Here is a 22,436-nt window from a genome sequence, read left to right as displayed (position 1 = left end):
AGCCCGTTGTGACCACTCGACAGCATTCGTCGTTTGCTATTGTCTTTATCCTTGGCCTTTTGGCCATGTTAATGCCGCTGTCGATTGATATGTATCTGCCCGCGCTGCCAGTGATTTCAGCGCAGTTTGGTGTGCCAGCGGGCAGCACGCAGATGACCCTGAGTACTTATATTCTGGGTTTTGCGTTGGGGCAGTTAATCTACGGGCCGATGGCGGATAGCTTCGGGCGCAAGCCGGTTGTCCTCGGTGGTACGCTGGTGTTTGCCGCGGCGGCGGTGGCGTGCGCGCTGGCGCAAACCATCGATCAGCTGATTGTGATGCGTTTCTTCCACGGTCTGGCTGCGGCTGCGGCCAGCGTGGTTATCAACGCTTTGATGCGTGATATCTACCCGAAAGAAGAGTTCTCGCGGATGATGTCGTTTGTCATGCTGGTGACCACCATTGCACCGTTGATGGCACCGATTGTTGGCGGTTGGGTGCTGGTGTGGTTGAGCTGGCATTACATCTTCTGGATCCTCGCTGTGGCGGCAATTCTGGCTTCGGCAATGATCTTCTTCCTGATCAAAGAAACGTTACCGCCGGAGCGTCGCCAACCGTTCCACATTCGTACCACTATCGGTAACTTTGCTGCGCTGTTCCGCCATAAGCGTGTCCTGAGTTATATGCTGGCCAGTGGTTTCAGCTTTGCCGGGATGTTCTCGTTCTTAAGCGCCGGACCGTTTGTCTACATTGAAATCAACCACGTTGCGCCGGAAAACTTTGGTTATTACTTTGCGCTAAACATTGTTTTCCTGTTCGTGATGACCATCTTTAACAGCCGCTTCGTTCGCCGTATTGGCGCGTTAAATATGTTCCGCTCGGGGTTGTGGATACAATTTATTATGGCGGCGTGGATGGTTATCAGCGCGCTACTGGGGCTGGGATTCTGGTCGCTGGTGGTTGGCGTTGCGGCGTTTGTGGGCTGCGTATCGATGGTGTCTTCTAACGCGATGGCGGTCATTCTGGATGAGTTCCCCCATATGGCGGGAACTGCGTCGTCGCTGGCAGGAACCTTCCGTTTTGGTATTGGCGCGATTGTTGGCGCACTGCTTTCGCTGGCGACGTTTAACTCTGCATGGCCAATGATCTGGTCCATTGCTTTCTGTGCGACCAGTTCCATTCTCTTCTGTCTTTACGCCAGTCGACCGAAAAAACGGTGATCTATTGCACAACGGGGAAGCTAAAAGGCTTCCTTTGTTGATGCATGTCAACCGCAAATCTATCATTCCCCCGATATATGTTTATTTTATGTAAACTCAATTTATGTAAAAAGTCACATCATTGTAGTTAAAAAGGTTGAGTTAGATCGCAGAAACGGGTACATATAGCCCCGCAAACGTGACCACGCCCGCAGATATCATTTAAATCAGAACAATAGCGGCCACGCAGGCGAGGCATCAATCTTTACGATCTGTTGAAGGACAGATTGTTGATGATGTGTTAAAATTAATGTAAATAAATTGTGAAGTAAGTGTGCTTCCGGGGAAAATAAGTGACTTCATTACAACTCTCAATCGTCCATCGACTGCCGCAGAACTATCGTTGGTCTGCTGGTTTCGCAGGTTCGAAAGTTGAACCGATTCCGCAAAATGGACAGTGCGGCGACAATAGCCTGGTGGCGCTTAAATTACTTAGCCCGGATGGCGATAACGCATGGTCGGTGATGTACAAACTAAGTCAGGCATTAAGCGATATTGAAGTTCCGTGCTCTGTTCTCGAGTGCGAAGGTGAGCCATGTCTGTTTGTGAATCGTCAGGACGAGTTTGCGGCGACGTGCCGACTGAAAAATTTTGGTGTGGCCATTGCCGAACCTTTCTCAAACTACAATCCATTTTAAGCGTCAGCTCAACGCCAGTAGCTGACGCGTATACTCCTGCTGCGGTGCGGCAAACACGCGCGCGCACGGCCCTTGTTCCACCACTTCTCCCTGTCGCAGCACGATAACCTGATGACACAACGCGCGGACAACGTGCAAATCATGGCTGATAAACAAATAGGCCAGTTGATGCTTTTGTTGCAATGATTTCAATAGCGTCAATATTTGCGCCTGTACCGTTTTGTCGAGCGATGATGTAGGTTCATCAAGTATGATCAGCGAAGGCTTAAGAATCAATGCCCTGGCAATCGCAATACGTTGCCGCTGACCACCCGAGAACTCCGCCGGATAACGGTGGCGCGTTTCAGGATCTAACCCCACTTCATGCATCACGGCTATCACTTGTTCTTCGCGTTGCACGGCAGAGAGCGTCGGCTGGTGAACCCGTAAGCCTTCCTCAATAATCTGCAACACGTTGAGTCGTGGGTTGAGCGAGGAGTTTGGATCCTGAAATACCACCTGAATGCGATGGCGAATAGGTAACAGCTGGCGGCGATTTAAATTTTGCAATGGCTGACCGTCAAAGACGATGCTGCCCTGAGAGTTAATCAACCGCAGTATCGCCAGCCCCGTTGTGCTTTTGCCGGAACCGGACTCGCCTACTAAACCCAGCGTTTCACCCGCCCGTAGCGTAAAACTGACGCTTTTCACCACCACGTTATGATCGACGACGCGCTTCAGGATCCCTTTGCGAATGGGGAAGGCGACCTGAAGCTGTTCAACATCAAGCAACGTTGAGGCCGGTTCTGGCAACGGCACCGGGTCGCCTGACGGTTCGCTGTTGAGTAGCTTTTGCGTATAAGGATGTTCAGGGGAGGCAAAGAGCGTAACGGCGTTATTTTGCTCCACACAGCGACCGTTTTGCATTACCGCCACACGGTGGGCCAGTTTTCTGACAATGCTGAGGTTATGAGTAATAAACAGCATGCCCATATTCAGCTCGCCTTGCAGTTCGCGCAAAAGCTGCAAAATCTGCGCCTGGACAGAGACGTCCAGAGCGGTGGTTGGTTCATCGGCAATTAATAATTCTGGTCGCGTTAACAGCGCCATCGCAATCATCACCCGCTGGCGTTCGCCGCCGGAGAGCTGATGCGGGTAATCTGTCAGCCGTTTTGCCGCCTGACGGATACCGACGCGATCAAGGCAGTTAAGAATTTCGCCACGCGCCGCTTCCCGACGCATTCCGCGGTGGAGTGAAAGCACTTCATAAAGCTGTTTTTCCAGGGTATGCAATGGATTTAATGACACCATCGGCTCCTGGAAAATCATAGCAATCTTATTTCCCCGCACGCCACGCAATGTTTGCTCGTTGGCATGAAGCAGCGATTCTCCATGAAAACGGATATCGCCAGAGAGATATTCAACCGGCGGGGAAGGGAGCAGACGTAAAATTGACAGCGCGGTAACGCTTTTGCCAGAACCTGACTCACCCACCAGCGCCAGCGTTTCGCCAGCCTCAATGTGTAGTGAAACATCATTCACTACGGTACGAACAGTTTGCTGATGGCGGAAACCCACCGACAAATTTTCAATCGCTAACAGAGTTTGCGTCATGTTACACCGCCTTATTAGGATCAAATGCGTCGCGGACGGCTTCACCAATAAAGATCAGCAAAGACAACAATATCGCCACCGACAAGAAGGCAGTGATCCCAAGCCACGGAGCCTGAAGGTTATTTTTCCCTTGTAGCAGCAGTTCGCCGAGTGATGGTGAACCGAGCGGCAGACCGAAGCCGAGGAAATCGAGCGAGGTCAGGGTGGTTATCGAACTACATAAAATAAACGGTAAAAAGGTGAGGGTCGCGACCATGGCATTAGGCAACATATGACGCAGGATGATACTGCGATCGCTGACACCAAGCGCCTGCGCCGCGCGGATGTAGTCGAAATTACGGGTACGTAAAAACTCCGCCCGCACCACGCCGACCAGACTCATCCAGCCAAACAAGACAGTAATTGCCAGCAGCCACCAGAAGTTAGGCTGTACGACGCTGGAAAGTAAAATAATCAAAAACAGCGTCGGCATCCCCGACCATACTTCAATAAAGCGTTGCCCCCAGAGATCGACTTTACCGCCGTAATAGCCTTGTAGCGCCCCCGCCAGCACGCCCATCACGCTGGAGCAGAGTGTCAACATCAGACCAAACAGAACCGAGATCCGCGTGCCATACAGAATGCGTGCCAGCACATCGCCGCCGTTGGCATCCGTTCCCAGCCAGTTTTGCCGGGAAGGTGGGGAGGGGAAGGGCTTGTCGGTGGAAAAGTTGATACTGGTAGCACCAAAGCGAATCGGCGCCCACAGTACCCAGCCTTTATCTTCCAGCCGTTGTTTCAGCCACGGGTCCTGATAATCAGCCTGGCTTGCCAGCGGGCCGCCAAAATCACTCTCACTGTAGTTTTTCAGCAACGGGAAATACCAGCTGCCGTCATAACGTACCAGCAATGGCTTATCGTTGGCGATCAGTTCAGAACACAAACTCAAACCAAACAAGATGAGGAAAATCCATAACGACCAGTAGCCGCGACGATTATGACGAAAACGCGCCCAACGGGCCTGATTGACGGGGCTGAGTCGCGACATTAGCGTCCCTCAAAATCAATACGAGGATCGACCAGCGTATAGCTGATATCACTGACAATATTCAGCAGCAGGCCAATCAGGGTGAAAATGTACAGGGTGCCAAACATCACCGGATAATCGCGCGAGACGGTCGCTTCGTAGCCCAGTAAACCGAGGCCATTGAGCGAAAACATCACCTCAATCAGCAGCGAGCCGGTGAAAAACATGCTGATAAACGTTGCCGGAAAACCGGCAATCACCAGCAGCATGGCGTTGCGGAACACATGTTTCCAGAGAATATTTTTCTCACTTACCCCTTTCGCACGCGCGGTCACTACGTATTGCTTACGCACTTCATCAAGGAATGAGTTTTTGGTCAGCATCGTGAGTGCCGCAAAGCCGCCAATTACCGTCGCCAGCACGGGTAGCGTGATATGCCACAGATAATCGGTGATTTTCTGATACCACGGCAGCGAATCAAAGTTAGCGGAAACCAGGCCGCGTAGAGGGAACAGGTCGAAATAGCTGCCGCCCGCGAAGAAGACAATCAGCAGGATGGCGAACAAAAAGGCTGGAATGGCGTAGCCGATGATGATAAATGCGCTACTCCAGACGTCAAAGCGGCTGCCGTTATAAACGGCTTTGCGAATACCCAGCGGAATCGACACCAGATAGATAATCAGCGTGCTCCACAATCCGAGGGTGATGGAAACAGGCAGACTGTCTTTAATCAGCGTCAGCACCGAAGCGCTGCGAAACAGGCTGTCGCCAAAATCAAAGCGAATGTAGTCCCAAAGCATTTTGAAGTAACGTTCGTGGATCGGCTTATCGAAACCGTAGCGATGGGTGATCTCAGCGATCACTTCTGGATCTAACCCGCGTCCGCCACGGTAATTACTGTCGCTGATATTGCCGACGCCCGTTTGCGCATGGCTGGCACGAACGCCTTCGCCGCCTGCGCCGGGTAATACTCCGGCATTACCAAACTCAATGGCGGCGATGGCCTGGTCGACGGGGCCGCCAGGTGCAATTTGCACGATGAAAAAGTTGATGGTGATAATCGCCCATAATGTTGGGATCACCAGCAACAGACGGCGAATCAGGTAAGCGCCCATCTACTCTCCCTGTTTGCTGGCGGACGGCAGTTTGGCCGCTTTATTGACGTCATACCACCAGGTATCGATACCGAGGCTATAGATGGGGCGCACGGCCGGCTGGGAGAATTTATCCCACCAGGCGAGACGGTCTTCCGCCATGTACCACATCGGCAACATGTAATAATTCCACGTTAATACGCGATCCAGGGCGCGCCCCAGAGGCAGTAATTTTTCTTTATTTCCCTGGGCGGCAATAATTTGGTTAATTAGCGAGTCGATAACTTGGCTTTGCACGCCGGGGGCATTATAAGTGGAGTTGATATATTCCGATGACCAGGAAATCTGTAAATCGGAACTGGGCCACGGCATCGCCCGCCACACGCGCGGCATCATGTCATAGTCGCGGCTGCGCATTCGGTTGGTGATTTGCGAGTTATCCACCTTGCGAATGTCCATGTTGATTCCCAGCCGTTGCAGGCTATGTTGGAACGGCAATACCCACTGACTATTGCTGCTTGCAGGAAGCAATAATTCAAAGCTGAGTGGCTGGCCTGTGGTGGCATTAACGCGTTGCTGACCTTTCAGCACCCAGCCTGCATCGTTGAGAAGTTTGTCGGCTTTTAACAGGTTGTCACGGTCGTAGCCATCGCCTTTGGACACTGGTGGCTGGTAGATTTGCGTGAACACTTCTGGCGGTAGATCTTTTTTCATTGGCGCCAGAAGCACCAGCTCAGCGGCGTCGGGGTAATTTCTGGCCGCGTATTCGGTATTCTGAAAATAACTGTTCGTGCGACTCCAGGCATTGTAAAACAACGCCTTATTCATCCATTCAAAGTCAAAGGCGAGGGTGATGGCTTCCCGGACTCGGCGATCGCTGAATACCGGTCGTTGAATATTAAACGCCAGCCAGCGCGTATCCTGGGCTGATTCGTTCTTTTGCTCATCTTTGATAATGTATTTTTTATCGAAATTCTTACCGGTATAGCGCGTGGCCCAGTTTTTGGCGTCGTTTTCCATGCGTAAATCAAAGGCGCCAGCTTTAAACGCTTCGAAGGCAACATTATCGTCGAGATAATAATCGTAGCGAATGGTGTCGAAATTCCAGCGTCCACGGTTTACTGGTAAATCGGCCGCCCAGTAATCTTTCACGCGGGAATAGACAATATTTTGCCCCATTTTCCAGGACGTAATGCGGTACGGACCACTGGCAAGCGGAGGTGTAGATAGCGGGTCGCTAAGTTTATGATCCTTCCAGTACTTTTCTGGAAATACCGGCAGCGAAAATAGACTCAGCATATCTTCTTTGCCTGGTTTGGCTAATTCAATACGCACGGTTAATGGCGCTATGGCTTTGACCGTTGTGCCTTTGTATACCAGGCGAAACTGCGGCACGCCCTCAGTCATAAATTTTTGAAAAGTAAACTCAACGTCGCGTGCGGTAATCGGCGAACCATCATGAAAACGGGCGCGCGGATTGATAGCGACTTCTACCCAGGAATAATCGTCAGCATAGCGTGCGCTTTCGGCAATCAGCGGATAATAACTGCCGGGTTCGTCATCGGAAGTGGTAAATAGCGTGTCGTACAGTTGCTCGGTGCGTGCGCCGGGGTTTCCGCGTAGTGCATAGCGGTTAAAATTATCGAAGGTACCAATGGAGGATAACGTTATTTGCCCGCCCTTCGGCGCAGCGGGATTCACATAATCAAAATGGTTGAAATTAAAAGCATACCGGGGTTCTCCCAGCACCGCAAAGGCATAGCTTTCCTTGATAGCTTGCGCCTGCGCACCGAAGGTGAACAGGGTGATAAACAGCAGCAGTATGCGCACAATCATCTGCAACGGATTTCCTTTTACTCATCATTAGCCGCAATCCGGCATGCTTCAACTATGAATAATAAGGGACACAAGCACACCTTACCACTGCGGCGTATGCGGTTTCTCCAGCCAGCGGACAAAATCATCTATCGGTAAGGGGCGGCTAATCCAATAGCCTTGCAGGAAATTAACACCGCGCTCACGTAGCCAGCGCGCCTGTTCCGGTGTTTCGACACCTTCAGCAACCGTCAGCATATTGAGACGTTTCGCCAGCATGAGCACCGCGTCAAGCACCGGAGATGTGACCGTTTCCGTACCTATAGCATTGATAAACCCACGGTCAATTTTCAGATACTCGAGCGTGAAGCGTTCCAGATAGATAAGCGCGCTGTGTCCGGTGCCGAAGTCATCAATAGCAATTTCCACGCCGACAGAGTGCAGCCAGGCGAACAGTTTTGTGGCCTCATGCTCTTTCAGCATATCGCGCTCGGTTATCTCCAGTACAATCTGGAAATGGTGCGCGGGTAGGGAGGCGAGCAGCCGATGTATATCCGCTTTAAAGCTCTCGCTGTGCAGATGGTCCGGTGCGATATTAATGCCAAACTTTATGCCCACCGGCAGTACGTTTTGTAATTCAGCTGCATCATGGGCTATAAGCTCAAACAGATGCTGGGTCAGCGGCACGATCATCTTTTGCGATTCGGCATATTGAATGAAGGCATCCGGCGGGATTTCACCTGCTACAGGGTGACGCCAGCGTAGCAGCACTTCCAGGCCCGTGACCCGCAGCGTTTGTGTATCAACCACCGGCTGATACACCAGGTAAAATTGCTCACGTTTGATGGCAGCCATAATTTCTCTGCCAGGGCGCATACGCACACTCATCAGGTAATAGCAGAGCAGGCCAACGACAGTTCCACTCATACCGCCCAGTAAAAACGCATACCACACATCGTTCCATGTCCAGTCATCAGCATAAAGACGCACAGTCAGCGGAATGCCTGTTATTTTGGTTTCGCGTACTGGTTTGCCGGATAACTCACGGACGTTCATCAAATGCGACGAAAATGTCGAAAGCACGGTATCGCCAATAATGAGTGCGATTCCGTCGAAATCTTGCTGACGAGAGCTATAGAGAAGATATGGCGTCAGGTGCAGGTTTAATGCTGCAAAAACGCCGCTATTTTTCAATAAAGGGTTGCGATACCAGATGACGATAGTGGGTTTGTTGGGCACCATTGGCGTGCCAGGCAACATCGCCATATCGACGTCTTTGTTAATATCGAGCGCCGGGATCAACTCATTGAGCGGTATATCCATCTCCCCCGTCGCTGATGAACAAAAGCTCTTTTTATCCTTCACCAGCACAAATGTGCGAACATTCATGCTAAACGCCGCGCGGGCAGTCAGTTCAGGGTTAGCCTGCTGACAGGTATCTAAGGTGAGCGGCTGTAGGCGGTCAGTGGTTAATTTCAGGTCGGCGAAGTAGGTATCGAGATACTTTTGTACGTCGGTAATCAGTGTGTCGTATTTGACTTCGTGTTTATGCCAGGCAACCAAAAACTGAAGACAGCTGACCAGTATTGCAATCATCACGCCCGCAATAATGCAGGTAAGCAGGATTTTACGTCCGGAAGAGGGAGCTCGTATGAACATGGTTCCGTTAATATTCCCGAGATTACGACAACGCTGAAGTGGAAGAGAATGACGGGACTATAGCCTGGTTCAAGGCACGGAAACATCATTTTCTATGATGAATGAAAACAAAAAAGCACTGCTTAAGCAGTGCCTTCAGTTAACTCGTCAGGATAGCCAAGGGATTGCATCCAAACGGTTTATTAGCTGCGGCTAAGAACCCGACGTGCTTCGTTGTAACGCTTTTTCCAGTACGGCTCATTCATGCTGGAAATAATAACACCACTGCTGGTGGAAGCATGAACGAACTGATTGTTGCCGATATAAATACCGACATGGCGTCCAGTTGAACCGGCACGGAACAGAACTAAGTCACCTGTACGCAAATTACTGCGGGAAACTGACTTGCCCATTTCCTGCTGTTCATAAGTTGAACGAGGAAGTTCTAAGCCAAATTGTTCGCGGAATGTACGCTGTACGAAACCAGAACAATCGATACCTTTTTTAGTGCTGCCACCCAGACGATAACGTACGCCTTTCCAGTCAGCATACTGATCCATAATTCGCGATTTTACGTCGACATTACGAACCAGATTTTCAAATTCATCCTGAGAAGCTTGCAGTGATGATGTTTCACTACCCACTGCACGTGTCTCAGGATGCATATTCTTTGCGGTGTTATTTGCACTACATGCAGAAAGCAGAACCGCTACTGCAATCGCGGGAATCCCGCGCAAGATATATCTCAAAATCGGTTGAGATTTGACCATGTTGTTTGTTTTCCCTTGAAGTCCTTAACGACAAATATCGTTATAAAAAAATGCCAAGCGACACGAGACTAATTACCTGGGCACGTTGAAACAATTCCTTAAGGCCAAATCTGTGGACTAACGCACAAAATTATATGCTGTGAGGATAATCTACCGCCGAGGCAAAACGTGTTCGAGATTACCCGATTGACGCGGTCTTGGCGAGCGGTTTTACATGATTTTTTATAAGAAAAAGTGATACAGAAAGTTAATAAACGGGATTGGTCAATTAAAGTACTATTGTCTAAAAGATGCGCAATCCATTCATTTGCTTAGAGAATGATCATTTCACTTAATGAACGAGAGCAAAGTCGCACATCATCAGGATTATCCCTACTATGAAAATAAACCTGATGATGTTAATTACTGTGAGTTATTTGTTTTATGAATGTTTATTTTTTCCAGGCAGTGATTTGTCAAAAAAGGCGATTAATTGATCACTTAAAGGTGTCATTAGCCACCAGGGCAAGCCAATCAATATCACCGTCATGGAACCGACAATGATATCGGTAAACCAATGTGCGCCAATCATCACTCTGGGAAATGCAAAAACCACAAATATAATAAGGGCGATTACTCCTGCGACTTTTCCGAAATATCGCCACATAAAAGCGGAAAAAATAAGCAGCATCATGCCATGATCGCCGGGAAAACTATCTCGTGAGGCATCTTTCGTTGGAACAGATAGCAGTTCGCTGACGCGGTTAATATCTGTGAAGGTCAATGTCGGACTGGCCCGTTTTACCGGAATAAATGCCTGGCCCAATTGGTTTAATACCACTGCGGTTAACAGCATGACCAGGCCAATAATCACAATACGCCGTCTGCCGGGTGCGTTTTCTTTCAGCCAGAAACTCAGCATCAGTATTCCCATCGCCAGCAGTGAACAACCGTCGAAGGCGCGATTATTAGTCAACGCTACCAGCCATAAAAAAGTCTTGCTTTCGACCAGTTTCTGATTAAAAAAATAAAAAATATTCGCGTCAATCGGCAACCAGAATCCATGATTGACGGGAATGTACCAAGAAAGAAACAGCGCGAGGCCGACAATATTTAACAGCACTATTTGCGGCAAATTTTTAATCATATTTTCTCTAATTATCTTACTGAAAAACGCAGGCAACCTTACGCGTTGGTCGCTAAACGAAGCTTCAACAGCGCGCTCTGTAAGGTGTTCCAGTCAGTTTCGTTGCTGGAAATCAGCTCAATGCGGCTATCTGGTGGTGCAACGTTTTGCGTTTCAATGTGCAGGTCATCGCCCTGACGGTTGATGCGCACAAGACCTTCTGGTATCCGCATCACGCCTTTTACGCGTCCGACCGGCGCAAGTCGCGCCCATTCCAGAATGCCAATGGTGTCGAACACGGTATCAGCGTCGAATATCCAACCGCAGGCCTGGTGTCCTTGTCCGCTATTCAGACTGCGACGCCAGCGTTGATGCTCTGGCAGGCTTAATGCCGCTAATCCTTTTTTCTCGTTATGTTGATGCGAATGGGCAGCGCTGGCGGGCAACTCAGTTAAATTTCGACGAGGTAAATCCAGAAGATGACCTTCAATTTGCCCATGATCGCTGTGAATTAATTGCCGTTCGCCACCGTTTTGTTGCCACCAGCGCTGTAACGCTTGCTCGCTTTCTGGCGTAGCACGGTCGGATTTATTGGCGACAATGATGTCTGCGGCTGCCAGTTGATCACGGAAGTTTTCATTGCTGACGCTTTTTTCGTCCAGCAGCAGGCGCGGATCGAGAATGCACAACGTGGCGCGCAGATCGATCCACGGTTCATAGACCGGCGCGGTTAACAGATCGAGGATCTGTTTCGGATGACCCAGTCCGGTCGGCTCTATCAGCAAGCGGTCTGGTTTCCCCTGGCGCAGTAAGGTATTCAACCCTACCTGCATGGGTAAACCATTAACGCAGCACATGCAGCCGCCGGGGATCTCTTTAAGCAATGCGCCGCTATCGGCGAGCAAAGCACCATCAATTCCGACTTCCCCAAATTCATTAACCAGAACCGCCCATTTTTCGTGGGGATCTTTGTGGGCTAGCAGATGAAGAATAGAGGTTGTTTTCCCGCTGCCGAGAAAACCGGTGATGAGGTTGGTCCTGGTCACAACGGCTCCGCAATAATCAGATGAGTTAACTGTGCGTTAATCCTGGCTAAAAAAGGCGGAAAAGAGAAGAGAGAGGGCGGACGAAGCGATGCTCCATCCGCTTTAACCGCAGAAATCGTTAAATTTTGAGGGTGTTTAATAGCGCCTGATGCGCGCCGAACTGCGCGATTTGTTGCCAGGCTTGTTCGATGGCCTGCACAAAATGCGGGTTATCTGGTAGGTCATCACCGAATACTTCGCGCAAAGAAAGCAGGGTAGTGACGCGTTGTTCACTGCTACTGCCCGCAACGAGGTTGTGAATTTTATCGTAAAGCGGATCGCGGACATCGATAGCTTTTCCGGCATCATCTACGCCGCTCACATAGCGCATCCAACCTGCGACGCCTAATGCCAGCAACGGCCAGTTTGTTTCGCGAGCCAGATGAATGCGAATCCCTGCCAACATGCGTTGCGGTAATTTTTGACTGCCATCCATCGCGATTTGCCAGGTCTTATGTTTCAGCGCCGGATTGGCAAAACGTTCAATTAACGTATCCGCATAGTATGTCAAATCGACATCTTTAATCCGTAGCGTTGGCGCTTGCTCATCCAGCATTAATGTTCTGGCGGCATGGCGAAATGCGCGGTCCTGCATGCAATCACTAATATGGGCGAATCCAGCCAGGTAGCCAAGATAAGCGAGAAAAGAGTGGCTGCCATTAAGCATGCGCAGTTTCATCTCTTCCCACGGCAGGACATCAACCACCATTTGTACACCTGCGATTTCCCAGGCTGGGCGCCCTGCGACGAAGTTATCTTCCACCACCCACTGGATAAACGGCTCGCAGCTAATTGCACAGGGATCATTCACGCCCAGATATTGGCTAATTTCTGCCAGTGATTCTTCCGTTGCTGCCGGGACAATGCGGTCGACCATGGTTCCCGGAAAGCTGACGTGTTCTTTTATCCACTCGGCAAGTTCTGGAGAGCGTTTTTCAGCCATCCCCAGCACCGCATTTTTCACCACATGACCATTGTCGGGAATATTATCGCAGGAAAGTACGGTAAACGGCGCAAGGCCACGTTCACGACGGCGTTTCAGCGCTTCGACAAGAATGCCTGGCGCGGAGTGAGGTTCTTCCGGGCTTTGTAAGTCATGAATAATCCGCGAATTATTGGTATCGAGCGCCCCGGTGGCCGGGTCGATACAATAACCTTTTTCGGTAATGGTCAGGGACACAATTGCCACCTGCGGTTCGCAAAACTTCTCAATAATCGCCGCTAAGGAATCCAGTTTTGCATTCAGGCATTCATGAACGGCCCCGACAATAATCGCCTGGTTGCCGTCTGCGCCTTTCTCCAACACGGTATATAAATGATCCTGTTCGCGAAGTTGGCTCATTAGCCGATCGCCGCTGAACAAGCTGATTTCACAGATCCCCCAATCGCTGCACTGGGCATTCAGCACACGGTCGGTCAGTAACGCCTGATGTGCGCGGTGAAAGGCTCCAAAGCCAAAATGAACGATACGGGATTTCAATTGCTGGCGATCGTAGCGTGGAGTGTGAATGTGAGGCGGGAACGTAGTGGAGGCAATTGTGTTCATAGAAGTCACGTCTTAGTAACGATTGATTAACAATGCTAGTGTAAAGTTATATGACAGCAATTGAAATTGGTCTGGATTGTTAATGCGATGAAGTGTGAGGATGATCAATTTACAAGTGAATATTGCAGGCGAAAGGTGTTCAGGAAGCGCAAAATGAAGGATTGGTATAATAAATTAAAAAAGGGACAGCCTGAGCTGTCCCTTTTCTGAATGTGGCTGAAGTTAGTCAGCACGCCCCATATAACGGCGTTCTTCGATATGGATACGAATTTTTTCGCCCGGGCTTAAGTATTCTGGTACCTGAATCACCAGACCGGTGCTCAAGGTCGCCGGTTTGTTACGGGCACTGGCAGAAGCGCCTTTGATGCCAGGAGCGGTTTCAACGATTTCCAGATCAACGGTCTGCGGCAGTTCAAGCGCCAGCAGTTGACCGTCCCAGGTCAGAACCTGCATGTCTGGCATGCCGCCTTCCGGCATAAACAGCAGTTCTTCTTCAATCTGATCTTTAGTGAAGGTATACGGGGTATAGTCTTCTTTATCCATAAAGACATATTCGTTGCCATCGACGTAGGAGAAGTCAACGTAGCGGCGGGTCAGCGTCACGGTATCAACGATATCATCGCCTTTAAAGCGTTCTTCCACTTTCAGCCCGGTACGGACGTCTGAAAAACGCATTTTGTACAGCGTAGCGGCACCGCGGGCGGTAGGCGACTGAATATCAATGTCCTTAACCAGCAGCAGTTTGCCGTTGTAATTCAGTACCATACCTTTTTTAATTTCGTTCGCTCTTGGCATCGAAAAATTCCTGTTGTCGAAAATGTCAAAAATATCGCGACAAACTACTCGCGACGGGCCTTTCAGGCAAGTGGTATTCGCACTTTTGCTGGTGCCAAAAAGGTGGTAATGTGCGCGCTCCTCAATCCGGTGGTTAACCTTAAGAGAACAACGTATGGAATGCCGTCCGGGTTGCGGGGCGTGTTGCACCGCCCCCTCAATCTCCAGTCCTATTCCCGGTATGCCAGATGGCAAGCCCGCCAATACGCCCTGCATTCAGCTTGATAAACAGCAGCGCTGTAAAATTTTCACATCTCCACTACGGCCGAAAGTTTGCGCAGGCTTGCAGGCCAGTGCTGAAATGTGCGGTAACACGCGTCAGCAGGCCATGACCTGGCTTATCGATCTGGAAATGTTGACCGCGCCTTAAACATCTTTAATCCGCAGCAAGCAAAACAGGGTGGCGATAATCATCACCATCGCAAACCAGAACACCGCGTGATAATTCCAGATCTCGGCGACGATGCCCGCCACTGATCCTGCGATGATCCAGCCCACGCGCGACGTATTGGTATAGAGCGTGGTGGCTGAACCTGCCTGACCGGGCATCAAATCCTGAAAATAGAGCATCCCGATGCCGCCCAGAATGCCGATAAAAATAGCATTCAGCAGCTGTAAGCCCAACAGAATGACAGGTGAATGCGCCATCAGCATACCTGCGTAAAAACAGATGCCACCTACGGCGGCAACGCGCATTAAGAAGCGCTTACCCAGACGTTTGGCAAAATATCCGGCAATCAACATGGTCGGAATTTCCAGCCCGGCTGCGGTCCCCATCATCACGCCCGCCAGTTTCTCAGGAAGATGCAGTTCGTTGATAATAAATAGCGGCATGTTGATGATGTACAGGCTGTTCGAGCCCCACATCAATGTACAAATCACAAACAGCAGCAGCGTATCGCGACGGTTACGGCGCGGCGCTTCAACCGTGCCGGTCGCCAGCGGAAGCTCTTTTTGCATCGACGGTAAAAACAACCACACCATCACGCCGCAGACAATAAACGCCACCGCCGCGCTGAGATACATTACCGTAAAGCTGAATCCCATCGCTAAGGCATACGCCAGCGGCGGGCCAATGACCCACGCTAACGATACCTGGGCGCGTAAAAAAGAGCTGAACATCACCGCTTCACGCCCGGTTTTGTCGGCATGTTCACGAGCAAGAGCAAACATTTGCGGGTTGGCGGTAGAGCCAAAACTGCTTAAAAAAACGCCGACGAATAACAAAACAAAGTAGTTGCGATTCCAGGCAAAAAGGGTACAGGCCAGCATGCCTAACAGGCAGCAAAAGACAATCAGCGATTTACGATCGCCGCGTTTATCAGAGCGTCCGGCGAGAAACTGACTGACCAGAATTCCGATAACGGCGCTGCCGGTAAAGAAGAATCCCACCATCGCCGGGCGCGCGTGCACTTCATCAGTGAGGAAAATACTTAGCGTCGGGGTTTGCAGGGCACCTGCAATTCCGGTGAGAAAGGCAACAATTAAAAATGCCGCTGACGTCAGGTCAAACGATTTCGCGCTGGAAACTGCGGGGGAGTTATGCATGCTGGTCGATCAGTGAAAGATGAAGACGCGGAGTTTACGCTGCCTGTCAGAAAATAAACAGTCAGTGAAATCAAACTCGCCACGAATAATCAAAATGGCATTTCACTCTTGCTGATCCTCAGCTGACGCCGCCGAAATGCTAATGCTGATAGCTAATTTCACTGTCAGCATTTCAGATTTTTGGCAAAAAAATGTGCAGCACATCAAACTTTTGGACATAATTTAGCGGCTTCCCTTGCGTGCTGAAGAAGAAGTATTATTCTTGATTGAAACGTTTCAGCGCGATCTTGTCTTTAATCCTAAGCCAGGTTGGCGCTTTTTTTCTCATAGAAGCTGAATCGTTTCAATTCAGCAAGAGAGGAGAACTATGTTCCAGTTATCCGTACAGGACATCCATCCGGGCGAGAAGGCCGGAGACAAAGAAGAGGCTATTCGCAAGGTCGCCGCTGCGCTGGTGCAAGCCGGGAATGTAGCGGAAGGCTACGTCAATGGCATGCTTGCGCGCGAACAGCAAACCTCAACCTTTCTCGGCAATGGGATTGCTATTCCACACGGTACTACCGACACCCGCGATCAGGTGCTGAAAACCGGCGTTCAGGTATTTCAGTTCCCGGAAGGCATTACCTGGGGTGAAGGTCAAGTCGCGTACGTGGCTATCGGTATTGCCGCCAGCTCCGATGAACATCTGGGCTTGCTGCGCCAACTAACCCATGTACTGAGCGATGATTCCGTTGCTGAACAACTGAAGTCAGCAACAACAGCAGAAGAACTTCGCGCATTGCTGATGGGCGAAAAGCAGAGTGAGCAGCTGAAGCTGGATAACGAAATGCTGACGCTGGATATCGTTGCCAGTGATTTGCTGACCCTGCAAGCGTTAAACGCCGCTCGTCTGAAAGAAGCGGGCGCAGTTGACGCTACCTTCGTCACCAAAGCCATCAACGAGCAGCCATTAAATCTCGGGCAAGGCATCTGGCTGAGCGATAGCGCCGAAGGCAATCTGCGTAGCGCGATTGCGGTAAGCCGTGCGGCAAATGCTTTTGATGTGGACGGCGAAACGGCTGCCATGCTGGTGAGTGTGGCGATGAATGACGATCAGCCCGTCGCGGTTCTTAAGCGTCTCGCCGATTTGCTGCTCGACAATAAAGCTGACCGCTTGCTGAAAGCAGATGCGGCAACGCTGCTGGCACTGCTGACCAGCGATGATGCGCCGACCGACGACGTGTTAAGCGCGGAGTTTGTGGTGCGCAATGAACACGGCCTGCATGCCCGTCCAGGCACCATGTTGGTCAATACCATTAAACAATTTAACAGTGATATTACCGTGACAAACCTTGATGGCACCGGCAAACCGGCAAACGGACGTAGTCTGATGAAAGTTGTAGCACTTGGCGTTAAGAAAGGTCATCGCCTACGCTTTACCGCCCAGGGACCAGATGCTGAACAGGCGCTGAATTCCATTGGCGACGCCATCGCCGCAGGTCTTGGGGAGGGCGCGTAATGAGCAGACGTGTTGCTACGATCACCCTTAATCCGGCTTATGACCTTGTTGGTTTCTGCCCGGAAATTGAACGCGGCGAAGTGAACCTGGTGAAAACCACCGGTCTGCATGCGGCGGGTAAAGGTATCAACGTTGCCAAAGTTCTGAAAGATCTGGGGATTGATGTCACTGTTGGCGGCTTCCTCGGTAAGGATAACCAGGACGGGTTTCAGCAATTGTTCAGCGAGCTGGGCATTGCCAACCGTTTCCAGGTTGTACAGGGGCGCACCCGTATTAATGTCAAGTTGACGGAAAAAGACGGCGAAGTGACCGACCTCAACTTCTCGGGTTTTGAAGTCACTCCAGCCGACTGGGAACGCTTTGTGACGGATTCTCTGAGCTGGCTTGGTCAGTTCGATATGGTCTGTGTCAGCGGCAGTTTACCATCAGGCGTCAGCCCGGAAGCCTTCACCGACTGGATGACTCGCCTGCGTAGTCAGTGTCCTTGCATTATCTTTGATAGTAGTCGTGAAGCGTTAGTGGCAGGTTTGAAAGCGGCACCGTGGCTGGTGAAACCTAACCGCCGCGAGCTGGAAATCTGGGCTGGCCGTAAACTGCCTGAAATGAAAGATGTGATTGAAGCTGCGCATGCGCTGCGTGAACAAGGTATCGCGCATGTCGTTATTTCACTGGGTGCCGAAGGCGCGCTTTGGGTTAATGCCTCCGGCGAATGGATCGCCAAACCACCGTCAGTCGATGTCGTAAGCACCGTTGGCGCAGGGGATTCTATGGTTGGTGGCCTGATTTATGGCTTGCTGATGCGTGAATCCAGTGAACACACTCTGCGTCTGGCGACAGCTGTTGCTGCCCTAGCGGTAAGTCAAAGCAATGTGGGTATTACCGATCGTCCGCAGTTGGCCGCAATGATGGCGCGCGTCGACTTACAACCTTTTAACTGACAGCAGGAGAGGCATAATGAAAACGCTGCTGATTATTGACGCTAATCTCGGTCAGGCACGCGCCTATATGGCGAAGACCCTGCTGGGCGCGGCGGCGCGAAAAGCAAAACTGGAAATCATCGACAATCCGAACGACGCTGAAATGGCGATTGTTCTCGGTGATTCCATCCCGAACGACAGCGCGCTGAACGGTAAAAATGTCTGGCTGGGTGATATTTCCCGGGCAGTTGCGCACCCTGAGCTGTTTCTGAGTGAAGCCAAAGGCCATGCGAAACCTTACACTGCGCCGGTCGCTACGACAGCACCGGTTGCTGCCAGTGGTCCGAAACGCGTAGTTGCGGTGACTGCTTGCCCGACCGGGGTGGCCCACACTTTTATGGCGGCAGAAGCCATTGAAACCGAAGCGAAAAAACGTGGCTGGTGGGTGAAAGTTGAAACTCGTGGCTCTGTAGGCGCGGGTAATGCCATCACCCCTGAAGAAGTCGCAGCGGCGGATCTGGTAATTGTGGCGGCAGATATTGAAGTCGATCTGGCGAAATTTGCTGGTAAACCGATGTATCGCACCTCTACCGGTCTGGCGCTGAAGAAAACCGCGCAGGAACTGGATAAAGCCGTTGCTGAAGCGACGCCTTACGAGCCAGCGGGCAAAGCTCAAACAGCGACCACTGAAGGTAAGAAAGAGAGTGCAGGCGCTTACCGTCACTTGCTGACGGGCGTCTCTTATATGCTGCCGATGGTCGTTGCAGGTGGTCTGTGTATCGCGCTTTCTTTTGCTTTTGGTATCGAAGCGTTTAAAGAGCCGGGTACGTTGGCAGCGGCGCTGATGCAGATTGGTGGTGGTTCAGCCTTTGCGCTGATGGTGCCGGTACTGGCAGGTTATATTGCTTTCTCTATTGCCGACCGTCCGGGCCTCACGCCTGGCCTGATTGGCGGTATGCTGGCGGTCAGCACAGGTTCTGGTTTCATTGGCGGTATTATTGCGGGCTTTCTGGCCGGTTACATCGCGAAGTTAATCAGTACTCAACTGAAACTGCCGCAGAGTATGGAAGCGCTGAAACCGATTTTGATCATTCCGCTGATTTCCAGTCTGGTGGTTGGTCTGGCGATGATCTACCTGATCGGTAAACCGGTTGCTGGCATCCTCGAAGCTCTGACTCACTGGCTGCAAACGATGGGGACTGCGAATGCGGTTCTGCTGGGTGCGATCCTTGGCGGCATGATGTGTACTGACATGGGCGGTCCGGTAAACAAAGCAGCGTACGCATTCGGTGTGGGTCTGCTGAGTACTCAAACCTATGGCCCGATGGCGGCGATTATGGCGGCAGGTATGGTGCCACCGCTGGCAATGGGTCTGGCAACAATGGTGGCGCGTCGCAAATTCGACAAAGCGCAGCAGGAAGGTGGCAAAGCCGCTCTGGTACTGGGACTGTGCTTTATTTCGGAAGGTGCAATTCCGTTTGCTGCTCGTGATCCGATGCGCGTGCTGCCGTGCTGTATCGTTGGTGGGGCGCTGACTGGCGCAATCTCTATGGCGATTGGTGCGAAACTGATGGCACCGCACGGTGGTCTGTTTGTTCTGCTGATCCCTGGCGCTATTACACCGGTACTGGGTTACCTGGTGGCAATTATTGCCGGTACGCTGGTGGCGGGTTTGGCCTATGCCTTCCTGAAACGTCCGGAAGTGGACGCAGTAGCGAAAGCCGCATAATAAAACGTGAACAACAGGGCAGAAATTTCCTGCCCTGTATCATTTGATGATCGCAAGGTGAATGACAAGTTCTTGAAGGTAACTATATGAATTTATATGGTTTATCTTTAAGTGAAAACCTGAAATCCGCATCGGACATCAACGTTATTTCCTCAAGGGCAGATTAATTTCTGCCCTTTTTTATTGTTCCTGTTCTGTGCATCCCATCACAAATTCCTCGTTTTTTTAATCCATGCATTTAATAGCGTTTTGTGAGCCTGTTCAAATCTGCCTATTTTGCCCATCTGGCGGCAATTTACTTTAAGTAAAACATGCATACTATGAGCACATGTTTAAATATGAACACATGTTTAAATATGAACACATGTTTAAGCATTATTTGCAGTACCTATATTCTTGTGGATTGACAGAGTTGGTAATTTTTTACCAGGGGACGTGCTATGCGCGAAAAGGAATATGTCGTAATTATAGGTTCGGCGAATATTGATGTCGCCGGATATTCACATGAATCATTAAATTATGCGGATTCAAATCCAGGGAAAATAAAATTTACTCCTGGTGGAGTAGGGCGCAATATCGCGCAAAATCTGGCGTTGCTGGGGAACAAAGTCTGGCTACTTAGCGCTGTAGGCAGTGATTTTTATGGCCAATCGCTCCTGACGCAAACCAATCAATCCGGTGTTTATGTCGAGAAATGCCTGATTGTGCCAGGCGAAAATACGTCGAGCTATTTATCATTGCTCGATAATACCGGTGAAATGTTGGTTGCTATAAATGACATGAATATTAGTAACTGTATTTCCGCAGAATATCTCGCACAGCACCGTGAATTTATCCAGGGGGCAAAGGTCATTGTCGCAGACTGTAATATCAGTGAAGAGGCATTGGTCTGGATTCTGGATAATGCCGCCGACGTACCTGTATTTGTCGATCCGGTTTCGGCCTGGAAATGTGTCAAAGTGCGCGATCGGCTAAGTCAGATCCACACCCTGAAGCCAAACCGTCTTGAAGCGGAAACCCTGAGCGGGATTGCGCTGTCAGGGCGTGAAGATGTCGCAAAAGTTGCCGCCTGGTTCCATCAACATGGCCTTAACCGCCTGGTACTGAGTATGGGCGGAGACGGCGTTTACTACAGTGAAATCGGCGGTGAAAGCGGCTGGTCTGCACCGATTAAAACCAATGTCATCAATGTTACCGGAGCGGGCGATGCCATGATGGCGGGGCTTGCTTCGTGTTGGGTAGGCGGTATGCCGTTTGCCGAATCTGTTCGTTTTGCACAGGGATGTTCGTCAATGGCGCTCTCCTGTGAATACACCAATAACCCAAATTTATCGATTGCCAACGTTATATCGTTAGTGGAGAACGCAGAATGTCTGAATTAAACATTTCCCCTGAATTATTACAAATTTCCCCGGAAGTTCAGGATGCTTTAAAAAACAAAAAACCAGTAGTTGCGCTGGAATCGACCATTATCTCTCACGGTATGCCGTTTCCACAAAATGCCCAGACTGCAATTGAAGTAGAAGAAACTATTCGTAAACAGGGCGCTGTACCTGCCACTATCGCCATTATTGGTGGCGTCATGAAAGTGGGCTTAAGCAAAGAAGAAATTGAATTGCTGGGTCGTGAAGGACATAACGTAACTAAAGTTAGCCGTCGCGATTTACCTTTTGTTGTTGCCGCCGGAAAAAATGGCGCAACCACCGTTGCTTCAACGATGATTATTGCGGCGCTTGCCGGAATTAAAGTATTTGCCACCGGTGGTATTGGCGGCGTGCATCGCGGGGCGGAACATACCTTCGATATTTCTGCCGATTTGCAAGAACTGGCGCACACCAATGTCACCGTAGTTTGTGCCGGAGCAAAATCTATTCTCGATTTAGGCTTAACTACCGAATATTTAGAAACTTTCGGTGTACCGCTAATTGGCTATCAGACCAAAGCGCTGCCTGCATTTTTCTGCCGTACCAGCCCGTTCGACGTCAGCATTCGTCTCGACAGTGCCACAGAAATTGCCCGCGCGATGGCGGTGAAATGGCAAAGCGGGCTGAACGGTGGCCTCGTGGTAGCGAACCCGATCCCGGAACAGTTTGCTATGCCGGAACACACTATCAATGCGGCGATCGATCAGGCGGTAGCTGAAGCTGAAGCGCAGGGTGTTATTGGTAAAGAAAGTACGCCTTTCTTGCTGGCGCGCGTTGCTGAACTGACCGGCGGTGACAGCCTGAAATCCAACATCCAGCTGGTGTTCAACAACGCCATTCTGGCGAGTGAAATTGCCAAAGAATACCAGCGTCTCGCGGGTTAATTTCTGACGGGCAGAAAGCCGTCGCCCGTACTGATCATACATACCGAAACCTGGCGCTGACGCCGGGTTTACTG

General features: G+C 50.6%; 19 protein-coding genes. 8 read left to right on the top strand and 11 right to left on the bottom strand.

Translation table 11 applies throughout. The annotated features are described in order from the left end of the window. Positions 1 to 8: 8 nt before the first annotated feature. Both bcr and FEM44_RS01140 read left to right on the top strand, forming a co-directional pair. The gene (bcr, locus tag FEM44_RS01150) at positions 9 to 1,199 is read left to right on the top strand and encodes a multidrug efflux MFS transporter Bcr (RefSeq protein ID WP_000213385.1); all 1,191 of its coding nucleotides are present in this window, start codon (positions 9 to 11) and stop codon (positions 1,197 to 1,199) included. 332 nt (positions 1,200 to 1,531) lie between these two features. Continuing rightward, complete coding sequence (locus tag FEM44_RS01140) at positions 1,532 to 1,876, top strand: YejG family protein (RefSeq protein ID WP_064526789.1); 345 nt, start codon at positions 1,532 to 1,534, stop codon at positions 1,874 to 1,876. A gap of 3 nt (positions 1,877 to 1,879) precedes the next feature. Here FEM44_RS01140 and yejF read toward each other — a convergent pair whose 3' ends face one another. The 10 genes from yejF to yeiP all read right to left on the bottom strand — a co-directional run bounded on the left by yejF (position 1,880) and on the right by yeiP (position 14,323). Next, on the bottom strand, positions 1,880 to 3,469 hold the full coding sequence (yejF, locus tag FEM44_RS01135; RefSeq protein WP_135521871.1) for a microcin C ABC transporter ATP-binding protein YejF: 1,590 nt from the start codon (positions 3,467 to 3,469) through the stop codon (positions 1,880 to 1,882). 1 nt (position 3,470) lies between these two features. Next, a complete protein-coding gene (locus FEM44_RS01130; protein WP_130217098.1) occupies positions 3,471 to 4,496 on the bottom strand; it encodes an ABC transporter permease in 1,026 nt (341 codons plus the stop codon). Further along, entirely contained in the window at positions 4,496 to 5,590 is a 1,095-nt protein-coding gene (locus FEM44_RS01125) for a microcin C ABC transporter permease YejB (protein WP_000501604.1), read from the bottom strand. Before FEM44_RS01125 ends, FEM44_RS01130 begins: the two co-directional genes overlap by 1 nt. Further along, positions 5,591 to 7,405, bottom strand: coding sequence for an extracellular solute-binding protein (locus tag FEM44_RS01120; protein WP_135521873.1), 1,815 nt, complete (start codon positions 7,403 to 7,405; stop codon positions 5,591 to 5,593). Between the two features lie 81 nt (positions 7,406 to 7,486). Then, a complete protein-coding gene (locus FEM44_RS01115) occupies positions 7,487 to 9,043 on the bottom strand; it encodes a cyclic di-GMP phosphodiesterase (protein ID WP_135521875.1) in 1,557 nt (518 codons plus the stop codon). Positions 9,044 to 9,225: 182 nt separating this feature from the next. Next, the gene (mepS, locus tag FEM44_RS01110; RefSeq protein ID WP_000241011.1) at positions 9,226 to 9,792 is read right to left on the bottom strand and encodes a bifunctional murein DD-endopeptidase/murein LD-carboxypeptidase; all 567 of its coding nucleotides are present in this window, start codon (positions 9,790 to 9,792) and stop codon (positions 9,226 to 9,228) included. 421 nt (positions 9,793 to 10,213) lie between these two features. Further along, entirely contained in the window at positions 10,214 to 10,918 is a 705-nt protein-coding gene (gene lpxT / locus FEM44_RS01105; RefSeq protein WP_138159239.1) for a Kdo(2)-lipid A phosphotransferase, read from the bottom strand. Between the two features lie 38 nt (positions 10,919 to 10,956). Continuing rightward, positions 10,957 to 11,943, bottom strand: coding sequence for a zinc-binding GTPase YeiR (gene yeiR, locus FEM44_RS01100; protein WP_135521877.1), 987 nt, complete (start codon positions 11,941 to 11,943; stop codon positions 10,957 to 10,959). A gap of 118 nt (positions 11,944 to 12,061) precedes the next feature. Further along, positions 12,062 to 13,528 (bottom strand): mannitol dehydrogenase family protein, encoded by a 1,467-nt coding sequence (locus FEM44_RS01095; protein WP_135521879.1) that lies wholly within the window; start codon positions 13,526 to 13,528, stop codon positions 12,062 to 12,064. Positions 13,529 to 13,750: 222 nt separating this feature from the next. Continuing rightward, entirely contained in the window at positions 13,751 to 14,323 is a 573-nt protein-coding gene (gene yeiP, locus FEM44_RS01090) for an elongation factor P-like protein YeiP (RefSeq protein WP_001136827.1), read from the bottom strand. Positions 14,324 to 14,477: 154 nt separating this feature from the next. On the opposite strand from yeiP, the gene FEM44_RS01085 reads away from it, so the two are divergent. Next, positions 14,478 to 14,732, top strand: a complete 255-nt coding sequence (locus FEM44_RS01085; protein WP_135521881.1) for a YkgJ family cysteine cluster protein — start codon at positions 14,478 to 14,480, stop codon at positions 14,730 to 14,732. Here the strand turns inward: FEM44_RS01085 and setB are convergent. Next, positions 14,729 to 15,910 carry a sugar efflux transporter SetB gene (setB, locus tag FEM44_RS01080; protein ID WP_138158844.1) on the bottom strand — a complete coding sequence of 394 codons (1,182 nt, stop codon included), beginning with the start codon at positions 15,908 to 15,910 and terminating at the stop codon, positions 14,729 to 14,731. The genes FEM44_RS01085 and setB overlap by 4 nt on opposite strands. 367 nt (positions 15,911 to 16,277) lie before the next feature. Between setB and fruB the strand changes: the two genes are divergently transcribed. The 5 genes from fruB to psuG all read left to right on the top strand — a co-directional run bounded on the left by fruB (position 16,278) and on the right by psuG (position 22,362). Then, positions 16,278 to 17,408 (top strand): fused PTS fructose transporter subunit IIA/HPr protein, encoded by a 1,131-nt coding sequence (fruB, locus tag FEM44_RS01075; RefSeq protein WP_135521883.1) that lies wholly within the window; start codon positions 16,278 to 16,280, stop codon positions 17,406 to 17,408. Then, a complete protein-coding gene (gene fruK / locus FEM44_RS01070; RefSeq protein ID WP_000091270.1) occupies positions 17,408 to 18,346 on the top strand; it encodes a 1-phosphofructokinase in 939 nt (312 codons plus the stop codon). The genes fruB and fruK overlap by 1 nt, the downstream gene beginning before the upstream one ends. A gap of 16 nt (positions 18,347 to 18,362) precedes the next feature. After that, positions 18,363 to 20,054: a PTS fructose transporter subunit IIBC gene (fruA, locus tag FEM44_RS01065; RefSeq protein WP_138158842.1), complete on the top strand. Its 1,692-nt coding sequence runs from the start codon at positions 18,363 to 18,365 to the stop codon at positions 20,052 to 20,054. 440 nt (positions 20,055 to 20,494) lie between these two features. Continuing rightward, positions 20,495 to 21,436, top strand: a complete 942-nt coding sequence (locus FEM44_RS01060; RefSeq protein ID WP_135521885.1) for a pseudouridine kinase — start codon at positions 20,495 to 20,497, stop codon at positions 21,434 to 21,436. Continuing rightward, positions 21,424 to 22,362, top strand: a complete 939-nt coding sequence (gene psuG, locus FEM44_RS01055; protein ID WP_135521887.1) for a pseudouridine-5'-phosphate glycosidase — start codon at positions 21,424 to 21,426, stop codon at positions 22,360 to 22,362. Before FEM44_RS01060 ends, psuG begins: the two co-directional genes overlap by 13 nt. Positions 22,363 to 22,436 lie beyond the last annotated feature (74 nt).

The organism is Escherichia sp. E4742, from assembly GCF_005843885.1.
Lineage (GTDB): Bacteria > Pseudomonadota > Gammaproteobacteria > Enterobacterales > Enterobacteriaceae > Escherichia.
Note: the sequence above shows the minus strand (reverse complement) of the source record. Positions and strands in the feature narration are given on the sequence as shown.